Raw genomic sequence first — 21,599 nt, forward strand, 5'->3', positions numbered from 1 at the left:
TTGGCGTTTGGTGCCGACCCGAACCTCAAGGCTAACGGCCAGCCAAGCGCCAGTGAAATTGTCGCGGGGGCAGCGCCCAACCCGGAGCTGGAGGCAAACTTCCGACGAATTGCTCACCTTTTTCAGGCCACCCAGTTGAGCGATGGTGGTAAGCACCCGAAGAATTGCAGATGAAGAGGGCGTGACCCGCAGGGCGGGTGGCCCATCTTTTGAGACCTGGGTGCCCCATCCTTCGCGTTCGTTGCGAAGGGTGAGGCAGGGGCGTCTGTCGTGCCTTCGGGACTTCTTGGGGATAGGAGCGTCCCGGGGAGAGCCCAGCAAGGAGTTTGCTTCTCCCACCCTCTGCCGCAAGCGCCCGTCGCCTGCGTTCCGGGCCGGCAAAGGGTGGGACACCCGCCCAGGCTTGACCAACTGTATCTACATATGTAGAGTTATGCCCCATGAAGCCGGTGCGGGTCTCGAAGCAGACGCGGGTGGTGGTGGAGGCGCTGCTGGAAGGCGCGGCGGAGTGGCGCTACGGCTACGACCTGTCGCGGGAGACGAATCTGAAGTCGGGGACGCTCTATCCCATCCTGATGCGGCTGGCGGGGAAGCGCCTGCTGGAGACGCGCTGGGAGGCGGCGGCGGCGCCGGGGCGACCGCCGCGCCACCTTTACCGCCTGACGGGCGCGGGCCAGCGCTGGGCGCGCGAGCTGGCGCCGCAGGCGGGCCGCCGCCGGGCCTTACGGCCAGCCTTCGGAGAGCGTGGATGACGGCAGCGTGGCGCAAAGAGTTGGCGGTGGGCGTGCTCGGTTGGGCGACGCGGCTCTACCCCGCCGAGCGGCGCGGCTGGGGCGAGGCCATCCTGGCGGAGGCGGAGGCGGTCGCGCCCGAGCAGGCCTGGTCGTGGATGCTGGGAGGGGTGATGGTGGCGATGCGAGCGTTCTTTTCGGGGCTGCTGCGGCGGCCGGCGCGGACCACGGAGCCGGCGCTGGCGGAGCCGGCGGGGCCTCCTCCGCCGCTGCCCTGGAAGGCGGCGCTGCTCTGCCTGGGGATCGCGGGCGCGCTCTTCTTCCTTCCCGAGATGCGGCAGGGCGTGGGCGTGACCCTCTCCACCTGGCAGAACGGCTGGCCGCCCGGCCGGCCGGCCGCCGTCCAGTGGGAGAAGCTGGGACGCGAGGCGGAGAGCCGCGGCGACGCGCCGGCCATGGCTTTCGCCGCTATGCGCCTGCCGGGCGAGCAGGGAGTGGGGCTGGCGGAGCGGGCGGTGGCGCGCGACCCTGGGCTGACCTGGGTCCTCTTCTTCGTGGAGCGCCACGAGGCGCAAGGCGTCCAGCCACGACTGCACCCAGAGCTGCTGCAGCAGGTGGAGCGCTGGGACCCGGAGAACGCGGTGCCGTACCTGGCGGCGGCGCAGGAGACCTCGCCCTTCCCCTTTCCTCCGACGGCGGTGCGGGACGCGCGCTGGCGTCCGCTGATGGACCGGGCCTTCGCCGTTCCCCGCTACGACGACTACATCGCCCGGCGTGTGCAACTGGAGCGCGAGGTCATGAAGCGGTGGAAGCGAGGCAGCCCGCTGGACGCGCTGGCCATGTTCTTCAGCCTGCCCATCCCGTCGATCAAGGACCTGCAGGACTACGCGCAGGAGCGACTGACCGAAGGCCAGAAGGCGGAGCGCGCCGGCCAGCTAGAGCAGGCGGCGGAAGACTACTGGGCGGTGGCGCACTTCGGGCAGCGCATGGAACTGGGGGCGCAGACCGACCTGGAGCAGGTGGTGGCCGCGCACCTGCAGAGGCTCTCCTTCCAGCGGCTGCAGCCGGTGCTGGTCCGGCAGGGGCGACTGCAAGAAGGGGAGGCGGTCGCCTACGAGGCGCAACTGCAAGCCGAGGTGGGCAAGAACGTGATGCGCAGCCGCATGGAGAGGGCGGAAGCTTCCTCCCGCAGCAGCGCCTGGCTGGTGCAGGGGGCGGCGCTGCTGGGCGCGCTGTCGCTGCTGGCGCTGGCCGCGGCACTGGCGGGCTGGGCCGCGGGACGCCGGCGCGCGCGCTGGGTGCGGCTGGGATTGCGCTATGCCCCGCCCTTGCTGCTGGCGAGCTGCGCGCTGCTGCCGGCGGCCTACTATCCCTACGCGCAGAGCTTCGCCGCGTACCTGAACGGAGCGGGAGCCAGCAGTCCGCGCGTGCTGCTGGGCTTCCTTGAGCTGTGGACCATCCCGCAGGCGGCGTGGAGCCCGGCAGCGAGACCGTACCTGTGGTCGAGCGTGATCGCGCTGGGCAGCGTGGCCTGCGCGTGGCTGCTGGCGCGGACCCTGCGGCCCGCAAGCTCCCGGCCGGCGGACTGAGATCCTTCCCGCGTGGGCCTCAGCGCCGACAAACTGGGGTAGAATCCAGCTCTCTCTCCGGCGACTTCCATGAAGCGACAGGTAATCCTCTATGGCCTGGTGGGCGGAGTGCTCATCGCCCTGCTGAAGTGGATGGAGTACCGCTTCCTGGTGGTGGAGCATTCGCTGGAGATCTATGGCGGGCTGGTGGCTGCGCTGTTCGCGGCGCTGGGCATCTGGCTGGGGCTGAAGCTGACCAAGACCCAAGAGACCATCGTGCTGAAAGAGGTGCCCGTCTCCGGCGAGCCGTTCCAGCTCGACCAAGCCAAGCTGGAGGAGCTGAAGATCACGGCGCGGGAGCTGGAGATCCTGCAGCTCATCGCCGCCGGGCTGAGCAACCGGGAGATCGCCGCCAAGCTCTTCGTCAGCGAGAACACGGTGAAGACCCATTCCAGCCGGGTCTTCGACAAGCTGGGCGCCCGGCGGCGGACCCAGGCGGTGCAGTTGGGGAAGGAACACCGCCTTCTTCCTTGAAGAAATCCTCACCCCAAGGCATGATTCTTGCGCTCCGCCGCTGAAAATCATTCGAAAGGGTGACGACATCCGCCCCGGGGTGCCGCTACGGTGCCGTCGAACGTCACGCTTGGGAGGCGGTTCACCATGAAAAAGACGGTCCTCACCTTCGGCCTGATCTCCGGGGTGATCTCCTCGGTGCTGATGGCATGCAACATGGCCCTCATCGGCAAGACGGGCTTCGACAAGGCCACCTACCTGGGGTACACGGCCCTCGTGCTCTCCTTCCTGCTGGTCTTCTTCGGGATCAAGAGCTATCGCGACAACGTGGGTGGGGGGCAGGTCAGCTTCGGCAAGGCCTTTCAGGTCGGCATCCTGATCACGCTGCTCTCGAGCGCCATGTACGTGGCGGCGTGGGAGGTCGTCTACGACACCAACCGGAGCGCCATGACCGACTTCCTGGACAAGTACAACGCCCACATCCTGGAGAAGGAGAAGGCGGCGGGGGCGTCGGAAGCGGTGCTGCAGCAGAAGAGGGCGGAGATGGCGAAGACCAAGGAGATGTACCAGAACCCGGTGATCCGGGCCGGCTGGACGTTCCTGGAGCCTTTCCCGGTGGGGCTGGTGATCACGCTGGTGTCGGCGGGGCTCCTGCGCAGGCAGCAGCGCCGGTAGTCGCTTCCGCGACGGCCTGGTATCGGCTCGCATGGGTCCGCGTATTACAAGAGGGAAGGAAGGCGCGCAGGGCCGGAGCCGAAGCGGCATCGCCCTGCCGCCGTCCCAAGAAAGGAAAACGATCATGAGCCAGCCAGGCCGAATCCTCGGCATCGGTGGGATCTTCTTCAAGTCCGCGAATCAGCAACAGATGAAGGAGTGGTACGCCCAACATCTCGGGCTCGCGGATAGCGGCCATGGGGTCATGCTGCCGTGGCGTGAAAAAGACAATCCGGAGAGTGAGCAGATGACCGTGTGGAGCATCTTCCCCGGCGCCAGCACATACTTCGAGCCCAGCCCAGCCGCGTTCATGGTGAACTACATCGTCGACGACCTCGAAGCCCTGCTCGACCGCCTGGCGAAAGAGCGCGTCCGCATCGATCCGAAGCGGCAAGACGAAAGTTACGGCCGCTTCGCCTGGATCTACGATCCCGACGGCAACAAGATCGAGCTGTGGCAGCCGAGCAAGTAGGCGTCTTGCCGCCGTCGAGTGCCTGCCGGCAGATTCGTGAGGCCTCGGCAGGGGCGGTCTTGGGCCGGAGTCCCCGGCCGCCCCTACGAGAATTGCTAGTTCCGCCCGGGAGGCGGTGTGCCGTAGGGTGAAAGCTGCGGGGGCTCCCGCAAGCGAGTGGGAAGTCCTGTCTCCGCGAGGAGTGACCATGAGATTCCGGATCAGCAAGCGGCTGGGTGCGTGGGCGCTGGTGCTGGCGGCGCTGGGGCTGTGGCTGGGGACGACGGCGTGGGGACAAGGCGAGCAGGAGGTCTATACCGCGACCGCCATCGCCTCGGAGGGGCTGGCGGGCTCGAGCGGGCGCATCAGCATCCGCATCGCCGCCTACACCACGGCGGCGGAGAAGCAGAGCCTGCTGGCGGCCTTCAAGCGGAACCCCGAAGACGGCCTGGCCATGCTGCGCTCGATGAGCAAAGGCTACATCAACATCGAGGGGCGGCCGGGGCGGAAGATCGAGGCGGTGTTCGTGCGCCAGGGGCAGCAGGGCCGCGACCTGATCGTGATCGGGGAGCACGTAGCCTCGGGGCTGGAGGAGTGGCGGGGGACGAACGCCGCGGAGCATCCGGTGGCGGTGGTGCACCTGCGCTTCGCGGCCGACGGGACGCCGCTGGGCGGCGAGATCTTTCCCGCGGTGAAGCTGGCGGTCACGCCCGACGGTTTCCTGGACGTGCAGACGGACGCCTCCAACAAGATCACCCTGTTCAACATCGCGCGGCAGTAGGGCGGCGCGCGCTCCCTCCCGGCTCGCGGCGCTCGCGGGTCGGTCGCGCGCGAGATGCCAGGCACGGCTTACCCAGGACTCGCGCGCCGGGCGCGCTTCGTCCTGGGCTAATGTCAAGCGCCCCTTCGGCGCTGGTATCTCCTCACCCACTCAAGCCAAAGACAGGCTTGAGTGGGGCATCCGGTCTGCGCCTCCATCTTGAACAAGCGCAGGCGGCGCGGAAGAGAACCGCAAGGTCCTTCGACTCGCGCCGCGACGCGCCCAAGCCGGGGCGCGCCAAGAACTTCGCGGCGCTCGCTCAGGGTCACCATCCACCAGGGTTCTTGGTGCGGCCTGCGGCCTTCCCCGGCGCTCAGGCAGGCTCCGGATGGGGCATCCGGGACTGGGCCTGCCTTCTTCTCCTCTTCGCGTCGGCGCCCCCGCCGCTGGCGTAAGATACCGAGGCGAAGTGGGGGAACGGCTTGATCGGAACCACGGTATCGCACTACCGGGTGCTGCGCGAGGTGGGCAGCGGCGGCATGGGTGTGGTCTACGAAGCCGAGGACCTGAAGCTGGGCCGGCACGTAGCGCTGAAATTCCTGCCCCGGGAGATATCGCAGCAAGGGCCGGCGCTGGAGCGCTTTCGCCAGGAAGCGCGGGCGGCCTCGGCGCTCAACCACGAGAGCATCTGCACCGTCTACGAGATCGGAGAGCACGAGGGCCAGCCGTTCATCGCCATGGAACTGCTGGAGGGCGGGCCCTTGAGCGAACGGCTGCTGGGCCGGCCGCTTCCGCTGGAAGTCCTGCTGGACGTGGGGATGCAGGTGACGGACGCGCTCGACGCCGCGCACCGCAAGGGCATCGTGCACCGCGACATCAAGCCGGCCAACATCTTCCTGACCGCGCGGGGACGCGCCAAGGTGCTGGACTTCGGTCTGGCCAAGCTCAGCGGGGAGGGGCCGGCCGCTTCCGAAGGCGCGACCGTGGACGCTCCCGAGCACCTGACCAGCCCGGGCTCGACGGTGGGCACGGTGGCCTACATGTCGCCGGAGCAGGCGCGGGGCGAGGCAGTGGACGCGCGCACCGACGTGTTCAGCTTCGGCGCGGTGCTGTACCAGATGGCCACGGGGCGGCTGCCCTTCGAGGGGGCGACCAGCGCGGTGATCTTCCACGCCATCCTGGAGAAGACGCCGCCGCCGGTGACGGCGGCGAATGCGGCGCTGCCGGCCAAGCTGGACGAGATCATCGGCAAAGCGTTGGAGAAGGAACGCGACCTGCGCTACCAGAGCGCGGCGGAGGTGCGCACCGACCTGAAGCGGCTGGCGCGGGACTCGGGTTCGTCGGCCAAGGTGGCGGTCGCCGGCACGGCCGGAAGCCAGGCCGGGGCGCCGGCCGGACCGACCTCGACCGTTCCCGCTTCCTCGGCGAGCGCGGTGATCGCGGCCCAGGCCAAGCGGCATAAGGTCGCGCTGCTGGGAGGCGTGCTGGCGGTGGTGGTCGTCATCGCGGCGGCGACGATCGGGATCTACCGGCTGGTGAACCGGCCGACACCGGTCCCATTCCAGAACATTTCCATGGAGCGCCTCACCGAGGACGGCAAAGCGGTGGACGTCGCCATCTCGCGGGATGGGCGCTACGTGGCCTACAACCACCGCGAGGGCGACCTGCGATCGGTGTGGGTGAAGCAGGTGTCGACCGGGAGCACGATCCAGGTGGTGCCGCCGGCGGCGACAGCGCTCTGCGCGCTGTACTTCTCGGCCGACGGCGATTCGATCTACTACGCGCTGCAGGACAGCACGACAACCTGCCGGCTGTTCACCATCCCGTCGCTGGGGGGAACGCCGCAGCTAGTGCTGAGCGGGGTCGAGACGCCCGTGCTCTCGCCGGATGGCAAACGCTTCGCGTACTACCGCAGCGACCAGACCGCCGGCATGACACAACTGTTCGTGTCGGCAGCCGATGGCAGCCAGGAACGGAAGCTCTACGAGGAAGCCATCGGGAATATAGGTTTCACCGTGACTGCGGCGTGGTCGGGGGACAGCAAACGCATCGTGTTTCCGATCCAGTATCCGGCGAAGAACGAGGCGGTGTCGCGGCTGCGGGTGCTGGATGCGGAGAGCGGGCGGGTGGTGTGGGACAAGGCGCTTGCCATCCAAGCCTTCAGCGCGGAGTTTCTGCCCGACGGCTCGGGCTTCCTGGTGGTCGCGGCGGAGCAACGGTCGTTGGAGGACACGCAGCTCTGGTTCGTGCCCATGGGCCAAGGCCCGCCCGAGCGGATCACCCGGGACCTGGCCAACTACTCGTTGGCCCACGTATCGGCCGATGGCAAGGCGATCGTGGCGGTGCGGCAGGAGCGCACCTCGACGATCTCGGTGGGAGCATCGGTGGCGGGTCCGTTCTCCCCGCTGGAGCTGCCCAAGAGCGACGGGTACGCATTCGCGATCCTGCCCGATGGGCGGTTCCTGGAGGAGAGCTGGCAGCACCAACTGTTCGTCACCAACGCCGACGGCAGCGGCCGCTCCTTGCTGATCAGCAACGCGCTGGCGGGGATGCCGGCGCTTTGCGGCACCCAGATCGCGTACATCCAGGCGGAAACGGGCGCCGAACCCGAGATCTGGATCATGGACGCCGACGGCGGCTCGCGGCGCCGCCTGGCCGGTTTTGGTTACGCTCCCGCCTGCTCGCCGGACGGGAAGGAGGTAGCCTACATCGACGCGGTCAGCCTCACGGCGACGATGGTGCCGGCGGCCGGCGGAACCCCCCAGGCGATCGGGCCCAAAGGCGCTTCTGTCCACCCGGCCTATGCGCACGACGGGAAGCGCATGGCCTATCTAGAGTTCCCGCTGCAGACGAAGAGGGCGGCTGTCGTCATCCTGGACGCCGCCAGCCACAAGGAGATCTCGCGGTTCGAACTGCCCGATCCGTCGTGGCGTAACGCCTGGCGGCTGCGCTTCGCGCCCGACGACTCCGGCCTCTACTTCGTCTCCACGCCCGGCTCGGTGAGCAACCTGTGGTTCCAGCCGATCGGCGGCGGGAAGGCGCGGCAGGTCACCGACTACAAGACCGACCAGATCAGCGATTTCGGGTGGTCCCCGGACGGCAAACGATTCGCCATCGCGCGCCAGGGTTATAGCTGGGATGGAGTGCTGATCCGCGACCTGGGAGCGGAGAAGTAGGTTCCCGCGCTCTGCCAAGAGCGCGCTGGGGGCACCCCGGCTGGTCTTCCAATGACCCGATGATTCGATGACCCCGATCGCCGTTTCACCCACTCAAGCCAAAGGCGGGCTTGAGTGGGGCACCATGAGGCGCGGTCCCGGCTTCCTTGACAGCGCGACGGCGGGCGCGCAGACTGGCGCGGCTATGCGAATCCCCATCGCCAAAAGCCCTCTGCTGATGGTCCTTCTTCTTCTTTCTTCCTACAGCGGGGTGGCGCAGCACCCCAAGGAGACGCAGCCGCGCTCCGTCGAGGAGAAGCCGGCGGCCGCGACGGCCACCCCCGCGCCTCCTCCGGCCATGACCGCCGCCGACCTGGAAGCCTTCCTGGACGGCGTGGTGCCGGTGGAACTGGAGCGCCGCAACATCGCCGGGGCGGTGGTGTGCGTGGTCAAGGACGGCCAGGTGCTCTTCGAGAAGGGCTACGGCTACGCCGACCGCGAGAAGAAGCTCCCGGTCTCACCCGCGGGAACGCTCTTCCGCCCGGGCTCCATCTCCAAGCTGTTCACCTGGACCTCGGTGATGCAGCTCCAGGAGCAGGGCAAGCTGGACCTGGACCGCGACGTCAACGACTACCTGGACTTCAAGATCCCGGCCACCTACCCGCAGCCCATCACCCTGCGCCACCTGATGACCCACACCCCGGGCTTCGCCGAGGGCGACAAAGAACTGATCAGCACGGACGCGGCACACATCGAGCCGCTGGGAGCGTGGCTCAAGGGGCACGTGCCGCCGCGCATCTTCCCGCCGGGGACGGTGCCGGCGTACTCCAACTACGGAGCGGCGCTGGCCGGCTACATCGTGCAGCGGGTCTCGGGCGAGCCCTTCGAGCAGTACGTGGAAGAGCACATCCTGAAGCCGCTGCAGATGGAGCACTCCAGCTTCCGGCAGCCGCTGCCCAAGGAGCTGCAGCCGCTGATGTCGATGGGCTACAAGCTGGGGAGCGAAGCGCCCAAGGACTACGAGTTCATCCCGGCGTCGCCGGCGGGGAGCATGGCGGTGACCGCCGACGACATCTCGCGCTTCATGCTGGCGCACCTGGGCGACGGGCGCTGGGGCGAGGCGCAGATCCTGCGTCCGGAGACGGCGCAACTCATGCACGCGCGCCAGCGCACCGACCATCCCCAGATGACCGGCATGGCGCTGGGCTTCTACGAGGAGAGCCGCAACGGCCACCGCATCTTCGGGCACGGCGGCGACACCCAGTGGTTCCACAGCGACCTGCACCTGATGCCGGACCAGAAGCTGGGCTTCTTCGTCTCCTACAACAGCGCGGGGCGGCAGGAGGATCTCTCGCCGCGCGGCGTGCTGTGGCGGCGCTTCCTGGACCGCTACTACCCGTACACCCCGCCGGCGGCGGCGGCGCCGGCCACGGCCGCGGCGGACGGGCGCGCGGTGGCGGGCGATTACCTGGTCAGCCGGCGCTGCGACACCTGCATCCTGAAACTGGCCTACCTGGCCACCGGCGAGGTGACGATCGCGGCCGAGGCCGACGGCACCCTGGTCTCGGGCGACCTGAAGGCGCCCAATGGCGAGCCCATCCGCTGGAAGGAGATCGCGCCGCTGCTCTACCGCAATCCCGACGGGCAGGACCAGATCGCCTTCGTGCGCGGGGGCGACGGGCGCTACACCCTGGTGACGGGGGTGGATATCGTGGTCTTCCAGGGCGTGCCCTGGTACCAGGGCCAGGGCTTCGCGCGCCTGGTGCTGCTGGGAACGCTGGTGGGGCTGGCCCTGGCGCTGCTGCTGTGGCTGATCGCCGCGCTGGTCCGCTGGCACTACGGGCGCAAGCTGGAACTGAGCGGCGGCGGGCGCGCGCTGCGTACGGCGGTGATCGCCGCCTGCGGGCTGCAACTGGCGGTGCTGGCGGGCTGGGCTTACTTCATCGCCAAGGGCTTCGGGGACCTGGACGTGCTCAGCGCCCGGAGCGACGGCTGGCTGCACTTCCTGCAGGGGATGAGCCTGGTGGGGCTGGTGGCCGGGGTGGTCCCGCTGGTGGCGGCGCTGGCAGCGTGGCGGCGCGCCGGCGCCTGGTGGTGGACGCGCCTCTATCACACCCTGCTGCTGCTGGCCTGCGCCGGGTATGCGTGGATCGTGCTGGCGGGCCACCTGCTGGATTGGAGCCTGCGGTATTAGGCTGCCGTTAACCCTGCGGGGCCTCCAGCCGTATACGGGTTGGAGGTGGGAACGATGCAGCTTCCAGTAGGCTACGAGCGATTCGCGTATCAGGCGCTGGTGGAGAGCATTGCGACCTCCGTCGTCGTGGTCGCATTTCTGGCGTGGGGGATCTCGCTGGTGAACGCCGCCCTGAAGCGGCGGCAACAGATGCAGATGCAGAAACACCTGTTGGAGAAGTTCACTTCGGCGCATGACTTCGCCGAGTTCCTGCAATCGCCGGCGGGGCAGAAGTACGTGCTGAGCCTCTCCGAACAGGGCGGCAGCCCGCGCAGTTCCATCCTGAACTCGGTGCGGCTGGGCATCGTCTTGCTGCTAGCGGGGCCGGCGCTGTGCATCAGCGCCATCCAGGCGCGGGAGGTCAGCCATTTCATCTGGGGCGCCGGCCTGGTAATCACCATGCTGGGCATGGGCTTCCTGGTTTCGGCCGTGGTCTGCTACCGGATCGCCAAGAAGATCAAGACGGAGCCGTCGGAATGATGACGTTCGCTGCGAGCATCGAGCGACTCGCCATGACCGAGACGAGAGCCGAGAGCATGAGCCAGGGAGAGTTCGAGGCTTTCTACCTGCGGACGTCACGCAAGCTGCACGGCTACCTGTGCCGGCTCAGCCGCGATCCCGCGACCGCGGACGAGGTCCTGCAGGAGGCCTACATCCGCATGCTCCGGCTTGCGGCGATGGAAGAGGCGCACGCCCGCAACTATCTCTACACCACCGCCACCAACATCCTGCGCGACCGCTGGCGCAAGGCCAAGCTCGAGCAGGAGTGGTGGGAGGAGAACCCGGCCGCCGAGAGCTTTCATCCCGAGGCCAACTTGCCCGTGGACATGGCCGCGGTGCTGGAGCGGCTGAGCGCGCAGGAGCGCGCGGTGCTGTGGCTGGCGCACGTGGAAGAGCTCAGCCACCGCGAGATCGGCGCGGTCCTGGGAGTCAAAGAAAAAAGCGTGCGCGTGATGGTCTTCCGGGCGCGCGAGAAGGCCAAGGAACTGCTGCGGAGAGCAGGCTGGCATGAGTGACGATCCCAAGTTCGATTCGCTGATGAAGCGCATGGCGGAGGAGCACCCGCCCGCCCTGCCCAGCCCCAACCTGATCTGGTGGCGGGCGCAGGTCCTGAAGAAGTACGAACAGAAGCAGAGGATCGAGCGGCCCTTCACCATCATGCGGCTGGTGGCGGCGCTGGTCTGCCTGGAACTGGCGGCAGCGGTGTGGGCGGTCTACGGGCAACACCTGTCGTTGCCGCGAGCCTGGCTGTGGCTGGCGGTGCCGGCGGGGATGGTGGTGGTGACGGCGACGGTAGCCTCGGTCGCCCTGCTCTGGTCGGCCGTCAGCGGGCGCTGAGACAGGAGATGCGGGGCCTTTTCCGGAGGTTGCGCCGGGTGCGCCTTCCTACGCCATTTGCAATCGGCCCTGCCGGCCTCGTGGGTGCCGTCCCCGGGGGACTCGGGTCCCTCGTCGCAAGCGCCTTCCCAGTGCTGAGGCTCCGGGCTCACCAGTGGCGCCCCCACGGAGCGGCACAGGCGGCCCTTACTCCGGGTGCCACGCGTAGTGGCCGCCGGTCCAGAAGAGGAAGCCAGGGCGGCCATCGAGCCGCTCCAGGATCACGTCGCCGAGCAGGCGTGGCCGAGGTGGAGCGCCGGGGCGGGGCGCGCCCAGATCTCCCTTGGCTTGGCGGGCCAGGGCGGGGCCGACGGCATCGCACAGCAGATAGGTCTGGCGGGCCTGGGGGTCGCGCCAGCCCGCGGCGCCCTCGCCGTGCACCACCACCAGCAGCGCCTCCCCGGGACGCACGCGCGCAGGCCTGGGCTTGGGCGGCAGCGGCTGCACCCCCCGGCGCGGGTCGGGAACGAAGATGGTCTGGGGGTCTTCCAGGATCCAGTTGGCCAGATCGCTGTTGAGTCGGGCGAGCCGGCCGGGAGCGGGGCGGGCAAGGACCACCAGGTCAGGGCTGCCGTCGCCGTTGAAGTCGCCCAGCAGGAAGGCGGGAGAGGCGGCGCTCTCCGGCAGCAGGTTGCCCTCGTAGAGGCGGGCCAGGGTCTGGCGCACTTCCTGAGGAGTGGGCGGAGCCAGGGCGGCAAGCGGCGGCGCCGGAGGCGGCACGGCGGGTGCACTTGCCGGCTGCGCCGGGATGGCGGCCTCCACCTTGGCGGGGGTGGCGGGCCGGCGGCTGCAGGCCGTCGCGCCCAGCAGCAGGCCGGCGCAGAGAAGCAAGAGCCACCGGCGTCCCATCACGATCCTCCCTCGCTTCTTATGAAGCCCGCCCGTGGGGTAAACGGGCGGGCCCCAGGATTCCCGCGTTGCCGCGGGCCTTACAAACTGTTGAGGAAGGTGACGAGCTGGTTCTTCTGCGCCGTGCTCAGGTTGCGGTAGTTGTTGATGACGAAGGTGGCCTCGCCGCCGTGGCGCAGGATGGCGTCATTGCGGGTGAGAGACTCGCCATCGTGCATCAGGCGGTCGCGGGTGCGCACTCCCCACAGGGGAGCGGTGCGCATCTTGTTGGCGGTATCCGCGGGGCCGTTCTGCACGATGCCGTCGCCGGTGCCCACGTTGTGCAACAGGAAATCCGAGAAGGGATGGATGACCTTGTTGCCCAGCGCGGCGGGCACGGTGAAGGCGCCGCCGTTGATGACCGTGCCCGCAGGCGCGGTGGCGATGGCGGTGACGTGGCAGAGAGCGCAGCCGATCTGCTGGAAGATCTGCTGGCCGGCCTGGGCGTCGGGAGTGGCCGCCAGGACGGTGTCGCGCGGGGGCACGTTGGTGGCCCGCATGAACTCCGCGAAGCGGTCGATGTCGGCCAGACCATCGGCGCCGGTCTGGTCCTCGGGATCACTGGTAGTCTTGCAGACGTTGGTGGAGTCCACCGGGTTGAGGCGGTTGGTGATGCCCATTTCGTTCAGGTAGGCATCACTGGAGAAGGACAACAGGCTGGACATCTGGTTCTTCCAGCCGAAGCGCCCGCCGCGCACCTGCCCGGGGGCCTCCAGCACCGGCACCTGGATGAACTCGCCGGCGATGCGCCCGCCCGTCTGCCGGGCCTGCTGCTGCGCGATTTGGAAGAGGGTGTTGCTGTCGATGGCTTCCACGAAGCCGTCGCCCAGGACGTTGAGCGAGGTGCGGAAGGTGGTGATGTTGTCCGCCCCCGACTTGCGTTCGGCGGCCTGCGGGCAGATGGCGCGGTCGTTGATGAGGGAGCGGTTGGCGATCCGGTCGAGGCCGTCGTTGATGCTGACGGTGGCGGCGACGAAGTGCCCGCTGGAATCCCGATGGCCGGCGCGGAACTCGGTGATCTGGCTGATGCCGCCGGTCACCGGGTTCTGGTGGCAGTTGGAGCAGGATTTGTCGTTGTACACCGGCCCCAGGCCGTGGGCGATGTCGTCCTGCTCCTCGAAGGTGCCCTGGTCTTCGGCAAAGGTGGCGGTGTCGGTGAGGCCGTTATTGGAGCAGGCGCCGATGCCCGGGGGCAGATTGGTGGTGGGACAGCCGGTGGGGGTGGTGAAGCCGGCGGGGGCTTCGCTCAAGGTGGAATTCTGGGCGGAGAGGGCGACCACCAGGGCCGCCAGGACCGCCAGGAAAAGGGGAATGCGCCCAAGTCGCTTGCTGTTCACTGAGGTCTCCTCCGGCCGGGGCCAGGAACCGGGCTCCGGCACAAGCTGGTGTCTCGCGGACCGATCCTGCGGAGCGGCGCCGCGACGCGCGAGGGTTCCTACCGGTTGAAGAGGTTGCAGGTGACGAATGCGCCGGCGGTGTACCCCGCACCAGACGACGCAGAGGAGCGTTGCAATGTGGCGCACATTTAAGCCGGGGCACCCCAAGGAGTCAATGCTACGAAGGGCCAGCGGCGACCGGCCATGGCCGGGCGGACATGCCCGGATTCTTGCGGTGGCGCCCGTCCGCTATAGAATCAGAGCTCACCCGGGCGCGGGTCAGGACGCGGGAAGATGGCCGACGAGAGCATCTACGTGACGCTGGCGGGGCTGCCGCTGTGGTTCGAATGGCAGTGGCCCATGCGGGCGTCGGAGGCGGGCAGCGACTGGACCATCCTGCACGGGCGGGCGTGGCTGGCCGACGGCAGCGGGTTGCACGCCGACGTCTCGGTGAACCTGACCCGGACCCTCAAGGAAGCCCTGCCCTCGCTGGTGCCCGAGCATGCGAGCCCGGTGGCGGTGAACGCCGTGCGCAAGGACCTGGACACCCACCAACTGGAGATGCTGAAGTCTGGGAAGCGGCAGCCGGTGCCGCTCTCCAGCCGCCACTACGACTTCCGGCGGCAGCAGCTCCTCTTCGAGCCGGCGGAGGACGAGGCCGTCCGCCGCATGCTCCTGCAGAAGGTCTATTGGACGGCGGCGCGCGGTGGCGCCGGGGCGCGGGCCTGGATGGCCGATCCCGCCGACGCGGTCTTCGTCGACACCTCCGCCGCACACCTGCTGGAGCTGACGCGGGGGCTGGCGGAGGAAGGCTGGCTGCGCTTGCAAGGCGAGCAGGCGGCGGCCACGGAGAAGCTGCTGGGCGAGGCCCAGGCCATGAAGTCGGCGCTGCAGCTCGCGCTCGAGGAACTGGAGAAGAAGCACGCCTTCGAGCGCGGGTGAACTTCCTCGCCGCGGATCCACGCGGATCTTCGCGGAAAAACCCTTTACCACGAAGGACACGAAGGAGGCCCAGCCGAGTCGGCTGGGCCACACGACTCAGTCTGCGGAGAGGGACGCGCTGGGGTCGCGGCGGCGAGACTGGATCTCGATGTACACGTGGATGAGGCTGACGGCGGCGGGAGTGACGCCGGGGATGCGCGAGGCCTGGGCCAGGGTTTGGGGGCGGACGCGCGTCAGCTTCTCCTTCATTTCGCGGGAGAGGCCGCTGACCGCGGCGTAGTCGAACCAGCCGGGGATGGGGCGCTGCTCCGCCTTTTTCAGACGCTCGATGGCGCGCTCCTGCTGGGCCAGGTAGCCGGAGTACTTGATCTCGGTCTCGACGGCGCGCAGCTCGTTGCGGACCTGGGAGGACAGGTGGTCAGTGGCCAGTGGCCAGTGGTCAGCGAAACCCGGCAGCGCGGCGCGCAGCAGCGGAACCAGGTGCTCGATGGAGACCTCCGGCCGCTTGAGGAGCTGCGCCAGGGTCAGACCGTTGGCATTCCCGAAGCTTCGCGCTTGCGATAGCGGTCCTTCGACTGCGCCCGGCTGCGCCTCGCTCCGCTCAGGATGACAAGTCAAAACGTTCTCGATCTTCTCCAGCATGTCGGAGCTGACGCGGGTGGATTCCAGCCAGGCGCGCAGGGAGTCGGCGCGCTGCTGCTTGCCGAGGTAGTCGCGCCAGGCGGCGTCCGGGATCAGGCCGACGCGGCGGCCGTGCGGGGTGAGGCGGCGGTCGGCGTTGTCGCAGCGCAGGTGCAGGCGGAACTCGGCGCGCGAGGTGAACATGCGGTAGGGCTCGTTGGTGCCCTTGCTGATGAGATCGTCGATGAGGATGGCGGTGTAGGCCTCGGTGCGGTCGAGCACCAACGGCGGCTCGCCCTTCACCGCCAGCGCGGCGTTGATCCCGGCCATGATTCCCTGGCAGGCGGCCTCCTCGTAGCCGGAGGTGCCGTTGATCTGCCCGGCCAGGTAGAGCCCGGCGATCTGCTTGGTCTCGAGCGTGCGCGCGAGTTCGGTGGGGTCGATGGAGTCGTACTCGATGGCGTAACCGGGGCGCAGCATCTCCGCGCGCTCCAACCCGGGGACGGAGTGCACCATCGCCAGTTGCACCTCGATGGGCAGCGAGGTACTCATGCCGTTGACGTAGATCTCGTGGGTGTGCAAGCCCTCGGGCTCGAGGAAGATCTGGTGCTGCTCGTGGTGGGGGAACTTGACGATCTTGTCTTCGATGGAGGGGCAGTAGCGCGGGCCGATGGACTGGATCTGCCCGGAATACATCGGAGAACGATGCACGTTCTCCTGGATGATGCGGCGGGTCTCCGGGGTGGTGAAGGCGATGTAGCAGGGCACCTGGGAGTCGTGGTGGGCGACGCGGCGGGTGCGGAAGGAGAACGGTGTGGGGTCGGGGTCGCCGGGCTGCACCTGGAAGGCTGCCCAGTCGATGGTGCGCCCGTCGAGGCGCGGCGGCGTGCCCGTCTTCAACCGGCAGCCGCGCAGGCCCAGGAGCTTGAGCGCTTCGCCCAGGAGTTGCGCCGGGGGCTCGCCCGAGCGCCCGGCGGGATAGGTCTGCTCGCCGCAGTGGATGAGGCCGTTCAAGAAGGTTCCGGTGGTGAGGATGACGGCGGCGGCGCGGACGGTCCTCCCATCCCGCAACTTGATCCCTCGGCAAACACGTCGTTGGTCGTTGGTCGTTAGTCGTTCGCCTTCCGCTGCTGACGTCTGAGGTCTGGCGTCGGACGTCTGCTCCACGATCAGGTCCGAGACTTCCGCCTGCTTCACGTGCAGGTTCGCCTGCGATTCCAAGACCTCGCGCATCTTGAGGCGGTAGGCCTGCTTGTCGCATTGCGCGCGCGGGGACCAGACGGCGGGGCCGCGCGAGGTGTTGAGCAGGCGGAACTGGATGCCGACGGCGTCGGTGACCTCGCCCATCACGCCGCCCAGGGCGTCCACCTCGCGCACGAGGTGGCCCTTGGCGATGCCGCCGACGGCCGGGTTGCAGGACATCTGCGCGATCAGGTCGGTGTTGAGGGTGAACAGGGCGGTGCGCAGGCCCAGGCGGGCGGCGGCTAGCGCGGCTTCGCAGCCGGCATGCCCGGCGCCCACGACGACGACGTCGTATTGTTCGGTGAAGGCCATTGAGAAGCCATCGGTCGTCGGCCTTCGGCCGTCGGCCGGCGCAACCCGAGCCACTATTCTAGCAATCACAGGGACTTGTGACCTTGACCGCGGTGAGCAGCGGGGCTAGGATGCGCGGAATCAGGGAGCGAACGATGAGAGCATGGTTGAAACCCGCCGCCGGGCTGTTGCTCATGGTGATGTGCGCGGCCGCGGCGGCGCAGCAGCAGCGCGGGCCCTCCACGCCGGAGGAGCGCGCGCGCTTCGTTCAGGTGGCGCACAAGGTGGAGGCCAACCCGCTGGACCCGGCGCTGAAGGCGGACGTGCGCTGGGCCCTCAAGTGGATCAGCGACGTGCCCGACATCGACGTCTCGCTGTGTCCGGCGCCCTTGGGCGGACTGATCGGCTCCCACTCCAAGTACGAGGCCGCTCTCTTCGGCGACTACGCGCTGGCGCTGGGGGCGTTCGTCATCGAGCACCCGGAGAAGGCCAAGGATGATGCCGCCGTGAACCTGGCCGGGGTGACCAGCGCGCTCAAGGCCTACCAGGCCATCCTCAAGCAGGATCCCAAGGCGACCTCGGCGGCGCTGGAGGATTTGCTGAAGAAGCAGGCCAAGGGAGAGCTGGGCGACTTCGTGCAGAAGGCGACCCAGGAGCAGTGCAAGGAAGGCGGGGGCACGAGCTAGCGGCGGGCGCGCTCCTTCGCGGCTCGCTGGCGCTCGCGGGTCGGTCGCGCGCGGGTTTCTTCTGCCACGCTATCCCAGGACTGGCGCGCTGCGCGCGCCGCGTCCTGGGCTATTGTCAACCGGCCCTGCGGGCCGGCACAGCCGGGGCGGCTGTGCCACACTGTTCCCAGCGGATCGAAGATCCGCCCCCCTCACGAGCCGGCGGGGTCACCGCGGGGAGAGGCGTGGGTCACCCACAAGCGCGGCATGGGTCACAGCGCGGGCGGCGGCGCTGGAGTAGAAGAAGAGCAGGGTTGGTGCCGGAGCCGGAGCATCGTGTATGCTGCTGGCACAGGAGTGGGGTCTCAAAAAATCCACGAGGGCACCGCCATGAACCTGCAGAGATTCTGGGAAGAGGTCCAATCCCGCATCGCGCGGCACGATCTGCTCTGCCATCCTTTCTATAAGGCGTGGGCGGCGGGCGAGCTGAGCGCCGCCGACCTGCGCGAGTACGCCGCCGACTACTACTACCACGTGGCCGCCTTCCCCACCTACCTGAGCGCGCTGCACGCGCGCCTGGAGGAGGGCGAACTGCGGCGGCGCGTCCTGCACAACCTGTGCGACGAGGAGGGAATCGACTCCCCCGACACGCGCTCGCACGCGGAGCTGTGGCTGGACTTCGCCGAAGGCATGGGCGCGGAGCGCGAGCAGGTGCGCGGCCGCCGGCCGCTGCCCGAGGTCGAGCAGCTCATCCGCACCTTCCGGCGGATGGCGGCGGAGGAGCCGGTGGTCGCGGCCCTGGCCGCCTTCTACGCCTACGAGTCGCAGGTGCCGCGGGTGGCCAAGGAGAAGGCCAAGGGGCTGCGCGAATTCTACGAGGCCGACCGCAAGACCTGCGCCTACTTCGACCTGCACACCATGGCCGACATCTACCACGCCCAGGTGTGGCGCGACGAGATCGAGGCGCTGGTGGCCGAGCATCCCGAGCAGGCGGAGCGGGCGCTTGCGGCCACGGAGGAGTGCGCGCAGGCGCTGTGGCAGGCGCTGGACGGCATCGAGCGCGGACGGCTGGCGCGGCGCGCGGCGTGAAGAATAGTTTCTAGTTTCTCGTTTCCAGTTTCTGGAAGGGCGCGGCCGAGGCCGCGCCTGTTTGTTTTTTGGCCGCCGTTCATTTAGAAAAGAGCGGCTATGGCCAAGCCGGTGCCGCTGGGAACCAAGGCGCAAGTCGAAGAGGTCGTCCAACTCAAGCACACCCTGCAGTTCCACCATCCCATGCTGCCGCCCATCTACTCCACCCCGGACATGATCCGGCTGATGGAGACGGCGTGCTTCCAGGCGCTGCTACCCTTTCACGAGGCCGGGGAGATGAACGTGGGCACCGCTATCCACGTGGAGCACCGCGCCGCCACCGGCATCGGGGCGACGGTGAAAGCGGAGGGCGTGCTGGAGTCCTTCGACGGGAGGTTCTACGTGATGCGGGTGCGCGCCTGGGACGAGAAGCAGGAGATCGGGCGGGGCACGGTCACGCGCGCCATGGTGCATCTGCCCCGGTTCATGGCCCGGGTGGAAGGGAAGTAGTTAGGAGTTTGGAGTTAGGAGTTTGCCCGGGCGGTTTGGGCGGATCGGAGATCCGCCCCCACACGATTCCTTGACTCCGGGCGTGCCCGCGTCCATGCTTCCCCGTGAATGGCCGGAGCCGCCCAGCCCGAGCCTCCTCTGCCCGGCGCCGCCGACGCCGTGCGGGCGCGGAAGTCGTGGCTGCTGCGCGCCTCGCGCATGGAGTTCGGGATCATCGCGGCGGGCGCGGCCCTGCTGATCTTCAGCCTGGGCGAGTGGCTGGACTGGCTGGTGGTGGACCAGGTGCTGCCCTTCCGCACCATGCTGGCGGCCGACGCCCTGGTGGCGGCGCTGGCCGGACTGCTCCTGTTCAAGGTACTGGCCGACGCCCGCCGCCACCACCGCGAGACCCTGCGCCACATGGAGACCATCGCGGAGATGAACCACCACATCCGCAATTCGCTGCAGGTGATCGCCTACCACAACGTGAGCCATCCTTCCAGCGAGCAGGCGGTGCGGCAAGTGGGCGAGGCGGTGGAGCGCATCGAGTGGGCGCTGCGCGAGGTGCTGCCGGAGCGCCGCCTGGCCGAAGAAGGGCCGCCCCACGTGCCCGAGCGGCGGCGCCCGCGCTGATAGAATCCCGTCAGGATGACCGCGTGGTTCCAGATCGAGGCGCGCTGCGGGGCGGCGCGCGCGGGCACGCTGCTCACCGCCCACGGACCCGTCCGCACTCCCGTGTTCATGCCGGTGGGCACGGCGGGCACGGTCAAAGGCGTCCCCCAGGAGACCCTGGAGGAGCTGGGCGCCGAGCTGGTGCTGGCCAACACCTATCACCTCTACCTGCGGCCGGGGACGGAGACGGTGCGCCGGCTGGGCGGGCTGCACCGCTTCATGGGATGGGAGCGGGCGCTGCTCACCGATTCCGGCGGCTTCCAGGTCTTCAGCCTGAACGCATTGCGCAAGGTGAGCGAGGAGGGCGTGGAGTTCCGCTCCCACCTGGACGGGTCTTCGCATTTTTTCACCCCGGAGAGCGCGACCGGGGCGCAGATCGCGCTGGGCGCGGACGTGATCATGGCCTTCGACGAGTGCACCGAGCATCCCGCGGACGAGAAGCGCGCGCGCGAGTCGATGGAGCTGACGCTGCGCTGGGCGGGGCGGTGCAAACGGTACTTCGAGGAGCACTGCGGCGAGGTTCCCTGGGGTCAGACGTCAGACGTCGGACGTCAGACGTCAGCAGGAAGGCAGTTGTTGTTCGGCATCGTGCAGGGAGGGATGCACGCGGAATTGCGGCGGGAATCGGCGCAGCGCACGGTCGAGCGGGGCTTCGACGGCTACGCCATCGGCGGGCTGAGCGTGGGCGAGCCGCGTCATCTCACCCAGGAAATGGTCGCGGCCACGCTCGAGCATCTGCCCGCGGACCAGCCGCGCTATCTCATGGGCGTGGGCACGCCGGAAGAGATCGTGGCGTACGCGCGCCTGGGCGTGGACATGATGGACTGCGTGCTGCCCACGCGGGCGGCGCGCCACGGCCTGCTGTACACCTCGGAGGGGCGGATCTCGATCAAGCAGGCGCGCTACGCCCAGGACGACGGCCCGCTGGACCCGCGCTGCGGCTGCCGGGTGTGCGCGCGCTACTCGCGCGCCTACCTGCGCCACCTGTATGCCTCGAACGAGGCCCTGGCGGGGCTTCTCAACAGCCTGCACAACCTGGCGTATTACCTTGACACCATGCGGGCGGTACGGCATTCTATTGAACTTGGGGATTTCGCAGGATTCCCTTCCGGTGTCCGCTCCCCGCAGTCCAGCGCTTCGTAGGCTGGAAGTGCGCCGGAGAGCCCGGAGTACCCTGGGATTCCCATAGAAACGGGAGACAGGGAAGGCCCCGGGCCAGAAGCGGTTCACAGCAGCATCCCGCAGGCAAATTCAGGCATCCCCGCGCGCCCGGAAATGAGACGGTCACCGTCCGCGAGACGGGCGCCCAACAAACACCTTGCATTCTTGGATCAGTTCGGACGTGGGATCGGCAGCGTGGCTGCAGGCCGGGGGCTCGAGCCTGGTGGCGCTGCTGCCCCTGGTGCTGATCTTCGTCATCTTCTATTTCCTGCTGATCCTGCCGCAGCAGCGCAAGCAGAAGAAGTGGCAGCAGATGCTGGAGGCGCTCAAGACCGGCGACCGGGTGGTGACCAGCGGCGGGGTGCGGGGAACCGTCATCGCGCTGCGCGACGACTGCGTGCACCTGCGCGTCCCCCCGGACAACCTGCGGCTGGAAGTGGTGAAATCGGCGGTGGTCTCCGTCAATCCTCCGGAGGAGAGCAAGTCCTGACGGCGGAAGCCGCGGGCGGAACGCGATCATGAAAAAGAACCTGTGGGCCCGAGCGATCCTGATCCTGGCGGTGCTGCTGGCCTTCGTCTACGGCATCCTGGGATGGCCGCAGCAGTGGAGCCGGCAGGGCCTGCTCGACGCCCTGCAGCAGCGCATCCACCTGGGTCTGGACCTGAAGGGCGGCACCCACCT

21 protein-coding genes are annotated in these 21,599 nt (G+C 68.6%); 18 read left to right on the forward strand and 3 right to left on the reverse strand.

Features of this window, described 5'->3' with window-relative positions:
* Positions 1–440: 440 nt before the first annotated feature.
* The 11 genes from VEG08_02150 (at position 441) to VEG08_02200 (ending at position 11,463) form a co-directional block, all read left to right on the forward strand.
* Entirely contained in the window at positions 441–752 is a 312-nt protein-coding gene (locus tag VEG08_02150) for a helix-turn-helix transcriptional regulator (GenBank protein ID HXZ26779.1), read from the forward strand.
* Complete coding sequence (locus tag VEG08_02155) at positions 749–2,320, forward strand: hypothetical protein (protein HXZ26780.1); 1,572 nt, start codon at positions 749–751, stop codon at positions 2,318–2,320. Before VEG08_02150 ends, VEG08_02155 begins: the two co-directional genes overlap by 4 nt.
* Before the next feature lie 69 nt (positions 2,321–2,389).
* A complete protein-coding gene (locus VEG08_02160) occupies positions 2,390–2,833 on the forward strand; it encodes a response regulator transcription factor (GenBank protein ID HXZ26781.1) in 444 nt (147 codons plus the stop codon).
* A 126-nt stretch (positions 2,834–2,959) separates the two neighbouring features.
* On the forward strand, positions 2,960–3,487 hold the full coding sequence (locus VEG08_02165) for a DUF4199 domain-containing protein (GenBank protein ID HXZ26782.1): 528 nt from the start codon (positions 2,960–2,962) through the stop codon (positions 3,485–3,487).
* A gap of 124 nt (positions 3,488–3,611) precedes the next feature.
* A complete protein-coding gene (locus VEG08_02170) occupies positions 3,612–3,998 on the forward strand; it encodes a VOC family protein (protein ID HXZ26783.1) in 387 nt (128 codons plus the stop codon).
* Between the two features lie 187 nt (positions 3,999–4,185).
* Entirely contained in the window at positions 4,186–4,758 is a 573-nt protein-coding gene (locus VEG08_02175; GenBank protein HXZ26784.1) for a hypothetical protein, read from the forward strand.
* A 461-nt stretch (positions 4,759–5,219) separates the two neighbouring features.
* Positions 5,220–7,913 carry a protein kinase gene (locus VEG08_02180; protein ID HXZ26785.1) on the forward strand — a complete coding sequence of 898 codons (2,694 nt, stop codon included), beginning with the start codon at positions 5,220–5,222 and terminating at the stop codon, positions 7,911–7,913.
* Positions 7,914–8,097: 184 nt separating this feature from the next.
* A complete protein-coding gene (locus VEG08_02185) occupies positions 8,098–10,086 on the forward strand; it encodes a serine hydrolase domain-containing protein (GenBank protein ID HXZ26786.1) in 1,989 nt (662 codons plus the stop codon).
* A gap of 54 nt (positions 10,087–10,140) precedes the next feature.
* Positions 10,141–10,605, forward strand: a complete 465-nt coding sequence (locus tag VEG08_02190) for a hypothetical protein (GenBank protein HXZ26787.1) — start codon at positions 10,141–10,143, stop codon at positions 10,603–10,605.
* Positions 10,606–10,637: 32 nt separating this feature from the next.
* Positions 10,638–11,141 (forward strand): RNA polymerase sigma factor, encoded by a 504-nt coding sequence (locus VEG08_02195; GenBank protein ID HXZ26788.1) that lies wholly within the window; start codon positions 10,638–10,640, stop codon positions 11,139–11,141.
* Positions 11,134–11,463: a hypothetical protein gene (locus VEG08_02200; protein ID HXZ26789.1), complete on the forward strand. Its 330-nt coding sequence runs from the start codon at positions 11,134–11,136 to the stop codon at positions 11,461–11,463. Before VEG08_02195 ends, VEG08_02200 begins: the two co-directional genes overlap by 8 nt.
* A 186-nt stretch (positions 11,464–11,649) precedes the next feature.
* On the opposite strand, the gene VEG08_02205 is transcribed toward VEG08_02200, so the two are convergent.
* Together VEG08_02205 and VEG08_02210 are read right to left on the reverse strand one after the other, a co-directional pair.
* Positions 11,650–12,351, reverse strand: a complete 702-nt coding sequence (locus VEG08_02205; GenBank protein ID HXZ26790.1) for a hypothetical protein — start codon at positions 12,349–12,351, stop codon at positions 11,650–11,652.
* An 80-nt stretch (positions 12,352–12,431) separates the two neighbouring features.
* Entirely contained in the window at positions 12,432–13,727 is a 1,296-nt protein-coding gene (locus VEG08_02210) for a di-heme oxidoredictase family protein (protein ID HXZ26791.1), read from the reverse strand.
* Positions 13,728–14,060: 333 nt separating this feature from the next.
* Between VEG08_02210 and VEG08_02215 the strand changes: the two genes are divergently transcribed.
* Positions 14,061–14,708 (forward strand): hypothetical protein, encoded by a 648-nt coding sequence (locus VEG08_02215; protein HXZ26792.1) that lies wholly within the window; start codon positions 14,061–14,063, stop codon positions 14,706–14,708.
* Positions 14,709–14,804: 96 nt separating this feature from the next.
* Here the strand turns inward: VEG08_02215 and mnmG are convergent, their stop codons facing one another.
* Positions 14,805–16,883 (reverse strand): tRNA uridine-5-carboxymethylaminomethyl(34) synthesis enzyme MnmG, encoded by a 2,079-nt coding sequence (gene mnmG / locus VEG08_02220; GenBank protein HXZ26793.1) that lies wholly within the window; start codon positions 16,881–16,883, stop codon positions 14,805–14,807.
* 146 nt (positions 16,884–17,029) lie between these two features.
* On the opposite strand from mnmG, the gene VEG08_02225 reads away from it, so the two are divergent.
* The 6 genes from VEG08_02225 to yajC all read left to right on the forward strand — a co-directional run bounded on the left by VEG08_02225 (position 17,030) and on the right by yajC (position 21,407).
* Positions 17,030–17,548 (forward strand): hypothetical protein, encoded by a 519-nt coding sequence (locus tag VEG08_02225; protein HXZ26794.1) that lies wholly within the window; start codon positions 17,030–17,032, stop codon positions 17,546–17,548.
* A 369-nt stretch (positions 17,549–17,917) separates the two neighbouring features.
* Positions 17,918–18,616 (forward strand): CADD family putative folate metabolism protein, encoded by a 699-nt coding sequence (locus tag VEG08_02230; GenBank protein HXZ26795.1) that lies wholly within the window; start codon positions 17,918–17,920, stop codon positions 18,614–18,616.
* 99 nt (positions 18,617–18,715) lie between these two features.
* Entirely contained in the window at positions 18,716–19,105 is a 390-nt protein-coding gene (locus tag VEG08_02235; GenBank protein HXZ26796.1) for a hotdog domain-containing protein, read from the forward strand.
* Between the two features lie 108 nt (positions 19,106–19,213).
* Positions 19,214–19,717, forward strand: coding sequence for a hypothetical protein (locus tag VEG08_02240; GenBank protein ID HXZ26797.1), 504 nt, complete (start codon positions 19,214–19,216; stop codon positions 19,715–19,717).
* A 15-nt stretch (positions 19,718–19,732) separates the two neighbouring features.
* Complete coding sequence (tgt, locus tag VEG08_02245; GenBank protein HXZ26798.1) at positions 19,733–20,899, forward strand: tRNA guanosine(34) transglycosylase Tgt; 1,167 nt, start codon at positions 19,733–19,735, stop codon at positions 20,897–20,899.
* Positions 20,900–21,098: 199 nt separating this feature from the next.
* The gene (gene yajC / locus VEG08_02250; GenBank protein HXZ26799.1) at positions 21,099–21,407 is read left to right on the forward strand and encodes a preprotein translocase subunit YajC; all 309 of its coding nucleotides are present in this window, start codon (positions 21,099–21,101) and stop codon (positions 21,405–21,407) included.
* The last annotated feature ends 192 nt before the right edge of the window (positions 21,408–21,599 follow it).

The sequence above is a fragment of the Terriglobales bacterium genome, assembly GCA_035624475.1.
In the GTDB taxonomy this organism is placed as follows: domain Bacteria; phylum Acidobacteriota; class Terriglobia; order Terriglobales; family Acidobacteriaceae; genus DASPRL01.

Bases quoted from the DNA above. Each gene is read 5' to 3' on its own strand.
- VEG08_02160 (HXZ26781.1), top strand. From the start codon at position 2,390: ATGAAGCGACAGGTAATCCTCTATGGCCTGGTGGGCGGAGTGCTCATC.
- VEG08_02185 (HXZ26786.1), top strand. From the start codon at position 8,098: ATGCGAATCCCCATCGCCAAAAGCCCTCTGCTGATGGTCCTTCTTCTT.
- VEG08_02165 (HXZ26782.1), top strand. From the start codon at position 2,960: ATGAAAAAGACGGTCCTCACCTTCGGCCTGATCTCCGGGGTGATCTCC.
- VEG08_02195 (HXZ26788.1), top strand. From the start codon at position 10,638: ATGACCGAGACGAGAGCCGAGAGCATGAGCCAGGGAGAGTTCGAGGCT.
- VEG08_02215 (HXZ26792.1), top strand. From the start codon at position 14,061: ATGGCCGACGAGAGCATCTACGTGACGCTGGCGGGGCTGCCGCTGTGG.
- VEG08_02170 (HXZ26783.1), top strand. From the start codon at position 3,612: ATGAGCCAGCCAGGCCGAATCCTCGGCATCGGTGGGATCTTCTTCAAG.
- tgt (HXZ26798.1), top strand. From the start codon at position 19,733: ATGACCGCGTGGTTCCAGATCGAGGCGCGCTGCGGGGCGGCGCGCGCG.
- VEG08_02150 (HXZ26779.1), top strand. From the start codon at position 441: ATGAAGCCGGTGCGGGTCTCGAAGCAGACGCGGGTGGTGGTGGAGGCG.
- mnmG (HXZ26793.1), bottom strand. From the start codon at position 16,883: ATGGCCTTCACCGAACAATACGACGTCGTCGTCGTGGGCGCCGGGCAT.
- VEG08_02155 (HXZ26780.1), top strand. From the start codon at position 749: ATGACGGCAGCGTGGCGCAAAGAGTTGGCGGTGGGCGTGCTCGGTTGG.
- VEG08_02235 (HXZ26796.1), top strand. From the start codon at position 18,716: ATGGCCAAGCCGGTGCCGCTGGGAACCAAGGCGCAAGTCGAAGAGGTC.
- VEG08_02240 (HXZ26797.1), top strand. From the start codon at position 19,214: ATGGCCGGAGCCGCCCAGCCCGAGCCTCCTCTGCCCGGCGCCGCCGAC.
- VEG08_02200 (HXZ26789.1), top strand. From the start codon at position 11,134: ATGAGTGACGATCCCAAGTTCGATTCGCTGATGAAGCGCATGGCGGAG.
- VEG08_02230 (HXZ26795.1), top strand. From the start codon at position 17,918: ATGAACCTGCAGAGATTCTGGGAAGAGGTCCAATCCCGCATCGCGCGG.
- VEG08_02205 (HXZ26790.1), bottom strand. From the start codon at position 12,351: ATGGGACGCCGGTGGCTCTTGCTTCTCTGCGCCGGCCTGCTGCTGGGC.
- VEG08_02175 (HXZ26784.1), top strand. From the start codon at position 4,186: ATGAGATTCCGGATCAGCAAGCGGCTGGGTGCGTGGGCGCTGGTGCTG.
- VEG08_02190 (HXZ26787.1), top strand. From the start codon at position 10,141: ATGCAGCTTCCAGTAGGCTACGAGCGATTCGCGTATCAGGCGCTGGTG.